The following is an 8,715-nucleotide window of genomic DNA, read 5'->3' on the forward strand; positions in this document are numbered from 1 at the left end:
CCGCCGCCTTCAACCGGCGGCCGGCGGACGCGGCGAGAACCGGGGCGGGGTGTACAGGTGTTCACCGACCCGCTTCACCAGCCGGGCCATCTCGTACGCGATCAGCCCCATGTCGGCGCCCGCGCCACTGAGGACGGCCAGGCAGGAGCCGTCTCCGGCGGCCGCGACGAAGAGGAAGCCCTCGTCCATCTCCACCATCGTCTGGCGCACGCCCCCGGCGTGGAAGTGCCGGCCCGCGCCCTTGGCCAGGCTGTGGAAGCCGGAGGCCACGGCCGCGAGGTGTTCGGCGTCCTCCCGGCTGAGCGCACTGGAGGCGCCCACGGCCAGGCCGTCGTTGGACAGGACCACCACGTGCCGGACCTCGCGGACCCGGACCACGAGGTCGTCCAGCAGCCAGTCCAGTTCGCCGGACCCGCGGATCCCGTCGAGGTCGATTCTCTGATGTTCGATCATCACCGTGCTCCTTCGCCTTCGCCGTCGCCTTCGCTGCCTGCGTGAGGGGAGTTCTCGTGGTTGCCCGGCGGGGTACCCGGCCGCACGCTCTCCTGGCCGCCCGCCCGGACACCGCGTGCCCACCCGGCCCGGTACGCCGCCATCCGCTCGCGCGCCTGCTCGGGGCTGCGTCCCGGGGGATCCTGGAGGTCGCGCCCGCCGGCCGGTTGCGCGGGGGCGGGGGCCTCGCGCAGCTGCGGGACGAGACTGGCCTGCCGGACCCGGCGCGGGAGTTCGGTCACCGAGGCCTCCGGGCCGCCCGTGGAGCCGCCGCCGGGAGCGGCCGCCACCGCAGCCACCGGTGCTGTACGGGGGCTCGCGCCCTCGGAGCCGCGCGGCCGGAGCGAGGCCACCGGGGAGGGACGGGGCTCCTCCTCCCGCACAGGGCTCGGATCGGGGTATCGACCCTGGGACCGGTCGGGGATCCGGTCGGGGATCCGGTCGGGGATCCGGTCGGGGATCCGGTCGGGGATCCGGTCGGGGATCCGGTCGGGGATCCGGTCGGGGATGGAGTCGGGGCTGCGGTCCGGGTTTCGGTCGGGGTCGCGTTCGAGGCTCCGGTCCGGGGCCCGGTCGGGGATGGAGTCCGGGATCCGGTCGGGGCCGCTCCGGTCCGGGACCGGGATCCCGCGCGCGTCGTCCCGTACGACGCTCACGGCGGGGGGCCGCTCGGAGGCCGGCTCGGAGGCCGGTTCCGGAGCCAGGGCCCGGGAACGCTGCTCCGCACGGTCCGCGGGCTGCGGGGCGGTGGCCGTGATGGCGCCCTGGAGCAGAGAGTTCGGGAGGAGCACGACAGCCGTGGTGCCGCCGTACGGTGACGTGCGCAGGTGCACCTTCACGCCGTGCCGGGCCGACAGGCGGCTGACCACGAAGAGCCCGAGCCGGTCGCTGTCGAAGAGGTCGAGCGCCTCGGACTGCTCGATGCGGCGGTTGGCCTCGTGGAGGGACTCGCGGCCCATGCCGAGCCCCCGGTCCTCGACCTCCAGGACGTAGCCGGCGCCGACGGGCTCCCCGCTGACCCTGACCTTGGTGTGCGGCGGGGAGAACTGGGTCGCGTTCTCGATGAGTTCGGCGAGCAGGTGGGTGAGGTCGGCGACGGCTCCGCCGATGACGGCCGCCTCGGCGAGCTGGCGCACCTCGACGCGCGGATAGTCCTCGATCTCGGAGACGGCGGCGCGCACGACGTTCGTCAGCGGGATCGGCGTCCGCCAGGCACGCCCCGGGGCCGCGCCCGACAGGATGATCAGGCTCTCGGCGTGCCGCCGCATCCGGGTGGTGAGGTGGTCGAGGCGGAAGAGGTCGCCGAGCTCGTTCGGGTCGTCGGCGCGCCGCTCCATCGAGTCGAGCAGGGTGAGCTGCTTGTGCACCAGGACCTGGCTGCGCCGGGCGAGGTTGACGAAGACCCCGCTCACGCCGCTGGCCAGTTCGGCGCGTTCGACGGCGGCGCTGAGGGCCGCCCGGTGCACGGTGTCCAGCGCTTCCCCGACCTGGGCGATCTCGTCCTCGGCGGCCGGACCGTGCGGGGTCTGCGCGGCCACGTCGACGTCCTGGCCGGCTCGCAACCGGTCCATGGCGTCCGGAAGTTTGCGGTGCGCGATCTCCAAGGCGGTGTTGCGCAGCGAGACCAGCTCGACGACCAGGGCCCGGCCGATGCGGACCGAGATGACGAGCGAGGCTGCCACGGCGGCCAGGCCCATCACCACGGCGATTCCGGCGGGACTGAGCGCCCCCGCGCCGAACGGGTCGGAACGGTCGGCGGAGGCCGAGTGGGCGGCGCTCGCGATCTCCCGCATGGACCCGGAGACGGAGGTGTACGCGGCCTCCCAGCCGGCGGGTGCGCCGACGGGCCCCGCGGGCCGGGGGTCCTTGGCCGCGGAGCCCGTGCCGCCCGCCGAACCGGACCGGTTGGATTGGCCCGAGTCCCCGGACTGGCCTGCGGAACCGGCGGAACCCGTCGAGTCCGAACCCGCCGTGGCGGCCGTGGCGGCCAGCGCCTGGTCCTCGGCCCCGGTGAGTTCGGCGTACGCGGCGCTCTTGGCGATCGACTGCCAGGCGCTCTGCTGGGCCTCGGGTAGGTCCCGTGCGGCCTCCGCCGTCAGGGTCCGGCGGGTCTCGACCGCGCCGGCCAGGCGACGAAGCGTTTCGGGGGTGCGCGGCCCCGGCACGATCAGCAGCGCGTCCTCCCGCGAGAGCTGCTCCGCGGCCCGCGCGAACTCCAGCAGGACCCGGGCGTCGGGCCCGAGTTCCGCGTCCGGGCCGCCTCCGGAGAGGGCGCCCCCGACCTCCAGAGCCGAATCGATCACGCGGGTGTACGTCTCGTAGGCGGCGTCCGGGGTCGCACGGTGCTCGGCGACGTCCTTGCGTGTCGAGCCGAGCGCCTCGGCGGCGGCGACGAAGGCCCGGAGCCGGACGACGATGTCGGTCCGGTAGTCGCCGGAGTCGGCGACGGTGTTGCGGTCGCCGAGCCGCAGTGCCCGTACCGCGGCGTCGGTGCGGCGGGCCTGCTGGTCCAGCCCGTCGGTCTGGGCGGGGATCTGGGCGGAGCTCTGGGCGGCCGCGGCCTGACCCGGGGTGGGGCCGGCCACCAGGCATACGGCCGTGCGCCGTTCGGCCTGCAGCTCGGCGACGGCCGCCGCGACCGGGGCCCTGAGCTCGCGGTCGACGCGCTGGGCGCGGCTGAGGCGGGCCATGTCTTGGACCGCGTCGACGGTGGCGAAGCCCCAGAGGGCGAGCAGGGAGACCACCGGCACCATCAGCAGCGAGACGATCTTGGCGCGGACGGTGGCGGGGCGCAGCCGCAGCCGCAGCAATCCCCGACCGCCGTCGAGGCCAGCGCCTCCGCCACCGCCACGGACTCCACGTCCGCCACCGCCACCGCCTCCGCCACCGTCTCCACGTCCGCCGACGCCCGTGCCACCCCCTCCGGGCGCGACCGACGCGGGGCCCGGGCGCTCGTATTGCGCCGACTCCTCGGCGGGCGGTCCGGCGTGGGCCCGGCGGCCGGTTCCCTTGCCGCGGCCGCCCACGCCCGCGGGCGGCCGCGGCGCCGCTGCTTCCGGTGATCTACGGGGTCTGCGCATGGGCTCCTCGTTCCGGGCGGTGCGTACGTTGCGTACGTGACGGCGGCGGTGGCAGCGGCGGCTGTGGCAGCGGCGGTGGAAAGGGTCGGGCGATGGTGTGCGGTGATGGTGGGTGCTGATGGTGTGCGGCGGTGGCGTGAGCCCGTGGCGGGAGGCGACGCCGGAGGGGCGGCGGCGACGCCCGCGCGCTCAGCGGACGGAAACGGGTGCACCCCGCTCGCCCGGGCGTCGGCCGGCGGAAGCCGCGGCGGAGGCCGCCCGCTCGTCGGCGGTCGGCGAGAGCGCGACGAACGCGGCGGTGATGAAGAGGTAGGAGCCGAGGCCGACGGCGAGCGGGAAGACGAACTGCATGGCGGTCGCGCCCGGCAGGGCCTCGTCCGAGGGGGTGACGTCGACGGAGACGGCGAGCATGCCGATGTAGTGCATGCTCGTGACGGCGGCGCCCATGATGAGCGAGGCGACGGCGACGGCCACCGGGGACTTGATGTTGAGCGCTGCCCACAGGGCCGCGGTGGCGGCGACGACCGCGCTGGCGATCGAGAGCCCGACCATCAGCGGCGCGTAGGAGACCGAACCGTGCAGGCGCAGGGCCGCCATGCCGAGGTAGTGCATGCTCGCGACGCCGAGGCCGGTGGTGAGGCCGCCGAGGACGAGGGACCGGCCCCGGTCCTTGCCGTAGCCGACGGCGAACACTCCGGCGCCGACCACGACGATGGCGACGAGGAGTCCGAGGATGGTCAGCGGCACGTTGTAACGGATCTCGGTTCCGGTGACGTGGAAGCCGAGCACCGCGACGAAGTGCATCGTCCAGATGTCGGTCCCGATGGCGGAGGCCGCCGTGAGGAGCCAGTTGCGGCGGGACGCTCCGGTGGTCGCGGCGAGCGCGCGGACGGTGCAGCGCAGCCCGAGGGCGGCGCCGATCGAAGCCATCACGTATGACAGCGCGGGGGTAAGCCAGCCATAGGCGGCGTGGTCCAGGTGTCCCATGGCCACGGGACGCTAGTCCGGGTGAGGGCGCGAACACGGGGACCATTTCGAAAGCCACTGGAACTGCCGGAATATGACAGAGGTGCGTTCATCTTCGATCACACGACGTGCCACCTTGCACACGTTCCGCAGGCATGTGCCGTCGCCTGGGTGGGGGATCATGGGCACATGAGCGAAGACCGCACGCAGGAGCGCACCGAGGACCGCAGCGAGGACCGCACCCACGACCGCACACCGGGCCGTCCGGTCGCCGGCACGAAGGACCAGCGCGAAGTCCAGGAGTTCTTCGGGGCGCGCGCGGCCGACTGGGACCGCAAGTTCCCCGGGGACGGACCGGCCTTCCGGACCGCCGTGGCCGAGTTCGCGCTGCGCCCCGGGGACACGGTCCTCGACGCGGGCTGCGGCACCGGGCGGGCGCTGACCGCGCTGCGCGCGGCCGTCGGCCCGACGGGAACGGTGCTCGGCGCCGACGTGACCCCGCAGATGCTGGCCGCGGCGCGGGACGCGGGCCGGGACGCCGAGGGGGCGCTGCTGCTCGCGGACGTGGCGCGGCTCCCGCTGCGCGACGGGGTGCTGGACGCGGTGTTCGCCGCCGGACTCATCGCCCACCTGCCGGACCCCGGGGCGAACCTGCGCGAACTCGCCCGCGTCGTCCGCCCCGGCGGCCGGCTCGCCCTGTTCCACCCGATCGGGCGAGCGGCGCTCGCGGCGCGCCACGGCCGCGAGTTGACGCCGGACGACATGCGGGCCGAGCACAACCTCGGGCCGCTGCTGGCCGGTTCGGGCTGGCGCATGACCTCGTACGCCGACGAGGACGCCCGGTTCCTCGCGCTGGCGGTCCGCACTCCCTGAAGACCAATGCCGTACGCCGCCTCCTTGCCCGGGGCCCGCGGAGCGAGCCGGATCAGGCCGGAGGCTGAGCCTGCGCTCCGGCCGGGCGGCGCGGATGCGGTACGGGGCAGCCGCCGGAGCCGGGCACGGGGAACGTGCCGAGCTCGCCCACGTCATAGCCGCCGGGATAGCCCTTGACCTCCCGGTTCTGGCGGGCGTAATGCGCTGCTCCGCGCGGGGGCAGCAGCCGGACCGCCCGGCCCCGCAGCCGCAGGGCTCCCCGGACCAGCCGGCGCAGGGCGGGGCGCGGAGCTTCGTAGCGGAAGGCGTCCAGCAGCGGCTCGTCGAGCAGGGCCAGGCCGGCACTGCGGACGGCCGGAGCGAGGGGGGCCGGGTACCAGGAGGCCATCAGGCCGATGGTGGCGTCGGCGACCTTGCGGCCGCCCTCGTCCCAGCCGAAGCGGGTCTCCTCGTAGGCGTTCAGCGTGGCCTCGAACTCCTCGTAGGAGTCCGGGATGTCCGTGATGCCCAGGTGGCGGCCGAGCGTGGCGTAGTAGTTCGCGCAGGCGCGGCGCTCGTGGTGGGTCAGCGGGCGCCAGCCGTAGGCGTCGAGCCAGCGGGCGGGGATCACCACGAACGTGCACAGGACGTAGCGCATGTCCTCGTTGGTGATGTCGTAGCTGCGGTGCATCTGGTTGACGCGGCGGATCGCGGTGCGCGCGGTGTCGGACTCGAAGCCGTGCTCGACGACGGCGTCGAGGAGCAGCGCGGTGTCGTCGTAGCGCTTCTGCGAGCGGTCCGTGAACTCCGCGGTCTCGGCGAGGAGCCGCCCGATGCTCGGGACGGCGTAAGTACGCAAGAGGGCGAGTTCCAGGGCGCGGGCGAAGTCCCAGGGGAACTCGTAGGTGGCGGTGAGCCGGTAGATGGCGAGGAAGTCCTTGTCCGGATCGAGCCGGAGGATCTCCTTCAGCCGGTCGTAACGCTGCACCGGGATCCCTTTCTGTGGCGGGTGGCCAACTCTACGTGCACGTAGGAGGCTTGGAAATCGACTCCCGCGGGCTCTCGACGCGGCGGTTACCCGCTGGTTAGGGTGCGCCGACAAGAGAGCTACGGGAGGCCACGTGTCCGACGAGGAGGACGGCGGGTCGCTGTACGTGCTGACCGCCGTGCTGCTGACCCCCGCGCAGTTCCCGAGCATCCTGGGGGACGACTTCCCAGAGGCGTGCTCGCTGCTGGGTGTGCCCTCCGCGGCACCCGGGTACGGGCTGGTGCTCGGGCAGGACGAGGAGGGCGCGCGCTGGACGGTCGTGGTCGACGACGTCTCGCTCGTGGCCATGGCCATCGCCTCGTGGGACTGCGGGATGGAGTACGACCTGTCCCCCGACGAACGCTCCATCGTGGTCTCCCTCGCGGGCTGGCCGCTGGAGCTGTCGGTGGCGGCGCCCGGGATACCGGAGCCGCACGATCCGGAGCAGGGCGCGGACGGCACCGGGCGGGTCCCGCTCGCGCCGCCGTCCGCCGAGGCCTGGGGTGCGGTGCAGCGGCGGATGGGAGCCGATCAGATCGCCCGGGAGTGGACGGACTGGAGCGAGCGCGTGGCGGCCGACGGCGGGGCCGCGGCCGCCGCGCACGCGGGGCTGGCGCGGGCGCTGAAGGAGGCTCTGGGATACACGCAGAGCCCCCCGCCGCCCGGCCGGGTGCGGTCCTCCTTCGCGGGCGACGACGCACGGACGCTACGGGTGGACGGGCCCGGGTGGTCGCTGGTGGCCCGCACGGGCGGGGCGGCCTTCGTCTTGCTGGACGAGGAGCCGGGCGAGGTCCTGACGGTGCCCCAGGAGGGGGACGGGGAACTTCCCGGACTGGCGGAGCTGCTGGCGGGGCTGGACCGGATCGCGGCCCGGCCGGCCTGAATACGGTGCGGTCAGACGCGTTCGAGCGGGGTGTGCGGGGGCGGCGGGAGGGTGATCTCTATGGTGTCGCCGGGGCGGATGGTGCCGCCCTGGCGGACGACGCCCATGATTCCGGCCTTGCGGAGCACCTTGCCCTCCTCGTCCCGGCTCACCACCCGCTTGAGCAGTCCATGCTGGAACGCGTCGATCTGCAGGCAGGGATTGCGCAGGCCGGTCACCTCTACCACCGCGTCCGCGCCGAGGCGCAGCAGCGTGCCCGTCGGCAGGCCGAGGAGGTCCACGCGCTCCGTGGTGACGTTCTCCCCGAGCTGACCCGGTTCCACCTCGAATCCGGCCGCGCCCAGCTCGTCGAAGAGCTCCCGGTGGATCAGGTGCACCTGCCGCAGGTTCGGCTGTGTCGGATCCTGGGCCACGCGGGAACGGTGCTTGACCGTGACTCCCGCGTGGACGTCGCCCTCGACCCCGAGCCCTTCGAGGAGCGTGATGCTCTCGCGTGTGGGCTTGGTGAACGAATAGACGCCGTTGCTGCTGACCGCCGCGACCCGCGCCGTTCCCGCCGTGCTCACGATTGCCCCCTCCGCCGCGTCAGCGGCCGATCTGCTTCTTGGACATCCCGCGCACCCTACGGCGCTGCGAGGAGTCCAACAGCAGGTAGGCGACCGTAGGCACACCGATCAGGACCAGCAGTCCCGCCCAGAACCCGACCGCCCAGAAGAGCACGATGGCTGCCACGACTCCGGCAACCGCGACCTTTCCGCTTGTGGACATCTGCGGACACCTCTTTCTCCGTCGGCCACTACCCCACTCAACGCGTGCTCCGGCCCCCGCGTTCCCGTATCCGTACCCGTCCGTACCCGTCCGTGCCCTCGCCGTGCCCGTAGGTGCTGTCGCCTGCGGACGTCCGGGGGCCTTCCATGAAGTGACCCGGGTCACGGCGCCGCCGCGGCCTGCGGCGGCTCGCGTGGGGTACCCTCGGCCACCCCGTCGTCGGTAGTCAAATTTGAGGAATGCGTGCTCCCTGAGATCTCCGGCCTCCTCCACTGCTCGGCCGTCTTCCTGCCCGCCGACCCGCCCCGCGACGGCCGGATCGCCTTCTGGCAGCCGGACACCGGCCTGCCGGACGGCCACGTGCCGGACACCCACGTGCCGGATCCGCTGCTTGCGGCGACGCTCCCCGCCCCGGCGCCGCGCGCACCGGGGCCGCCCGCGCCGGGCTCCGCCCCGGGCGGCCCCGGACAGCGCCTCACAGACGCCGCCCTCGAGGAACTGACCTACGTCGTCCCCGACCTGCGGCTCGCCAGGACGACCGCGCTCGTCCTCCCAGTCGGCGAAGCCCTGCCGCTCCTCACCCGGGTCCGGGCCGTCGCCTCCGCCGGGGCGGCCCCCTTCTGGGGCGCCGCCGCCCTGCTGGCCCT

The 8,715-nt window shown here is 74.1% G+C and carries 8 protein-coding genes and 1 pseudogene; 3 read left to right on the forward strand and 6 right to left on the reverse strand.

Annotation, left to right across the window (positions count from 1 at the left end; all coding sequences use genetic code 11):
• Positions 1-9: 9 nt before the first annotated feature.
• The 3 genes from J7E97_RS24455 to J7E97_RS24465 form a co-directional block, all read right to left on the reverse strand.
• On the reverse strand, positions 10-453 hold the full coding sequence (locus J7E97_RS24455; RefSeq protein ID WP_215031105.1) for a roadblock/LC7 domain-containing protein: 444 nt from the start codon (positions 451-453) through the stop codon (positions 10-12).
• Entirely contained in the window at positions 453-3,302 is a 2,850-nt protein-coding gene (locus J7E97_RS24460) for a nitrate- and nitrite sensing domain-containing protein (protein ID WP_374224226.1), read from the reverse strand. Before J7E97_RS24460 ends, J7E97_RS24455 begins: the two co-directional genes overlap by 1 nt.
• Before the next feature lie 459 nt (positions 3,303-3,761).
• Positions 3,762-4,559: an MHYT domain-containing protein gene (locus J7E97_RS24465; protein WP_215031108.1), complete on the reverse strand. Its 798-nt coding sequence runs from the start codon at positions 4,557-4,559 to the stop codon at positions 3,762-3,764.
• Positions 4,560-4,727: 168 nt separating this feature from the next.
• On the opposite strand from J7E97_RS24465, the gene J7E97_RS24470 reads away from it, so the two are divergent.
• Positions 4,728-5,411: a class I SAM-dependent methyltransferase gene (locus J7E97_RS24470; protein ID WP_215031111.1), complete on the forward strand. Its 684-nt coding sequence runs from the start codon at positions 4,728-4,730 to the stop codon at positions 5,409-5,411.
• A 52-nt stretch (positions 5,412-5,463) separates the two neighbouring features.
• Here J7E97_RS24470 and J7E97_RS24475 read toward each other — a convergent pair whose 3' ends face one another.
• Positions 5,464-6,378 carry an oxygenase MpaB family protein gene (locus J7E97_RS24475; protein ID WP_215031114.1) on the reverse strand — a complete coding sequence of 305 codons (915 nt, stop codon included), beginning with the start codon at positions 6,376-6,378 and terminating at the stop codon, positions 5,464-5,466.
• Positions 6,379-6,511: 133 nt separating this feature from the next.
• Here J7E97_RS24475 and J7E97_RS24480 point away from each other — a divergent pair, with 133 nt between their 5' ends.
• Positions 6,512-7,300: a hypothetical protein gene (locus J7E97_RS24480; RefSeq protein ID WP_215031118.1), complete on the forward strand. Its 789-nt coding sequence runs from the start codon at positions 6,512-6,514 to the stop codon at positions 7,298-7,300.
• A gap of 11 nt (positions 7,301-7,311) precedes the next feature.
• Here J7E97_RS24480 and J7E97_RS24485 read toward each other — a convergent pair whose 3' ends face one another.
• Positions 7,312-7,866, reverse strand: a complete 555-nt coding sequence (locus J7E97_RS24485; RefSeq protein ID WP_215031121.1) for an MOSC domain-containing protein — start codon at positions 7,864-7,866, stop codon at positions 7,312-7,314.
• Positions 7,867-7,885: 19 nt separating this feature from the next.
• The gene (locus J7E97_RS24490; RefSeq protein WP_215031124.1) at positions 7,886-8,068 is read right to left on the reverse strand and encodes a hypothetical protein; all 183 of its coding nucleotides are present in this window, start codon (positions 8,066-8,068) and stop codon (positions 7,886-7,888) included.
• A 243-nt stretch (positions 8,069-8,311) separates the two neighbouring features.
• Between J7E97_RS24490 and J7E97_RS24495 the strand changes: the two are divergent.
• Positions 8,312-8,715 (forward strand): annotated as a pseudogene (locus tag J7E97_RS24495) (hypothetical protein); the annotation flags it as partial.

It is taken from the genome of Streptomyces sp. ISL-66 (assembly GCF_018614135.1).
Lineage (GTDB): Bacteria > Actinomycetota > Actinomycetes > Streptomycetales > Streptomycetaceae > Streptomyces.

Excerpts from the sequence above, each read along its gene's own strand:
- J7E97_RS24455 (WP_215031105.1), bottom strand. The coding sequence starts at position 453 with ATGATCGAACATCAGAGAATCGACCTCGACGGGATCCGCGGGTCCGGC.
- J7E97_RS24465 (WP_215031108.1), bottom strand. The coding sequence starts at position 4,559 with ATGGGACACCTGGACCACGCCGCCTATGGCTGGCTTACCCCCGCGCTG.
- J7E97_RS24470 (WP_215031111.1), top strand. The coding sequence starts at position 4,728 with ATGAGCGAAGACCGCACGCAGGAGCGCACCGAGGACCGCAGCGAGGAC.
- J7E97_RS24490 (WP_215031124.1), bottom strand. The coding sequence starts at position 8,068 with ATGTCCACAAGCGGAAAGGTCGCGGTTGCCGGAGTCGTGGCAGCCATC.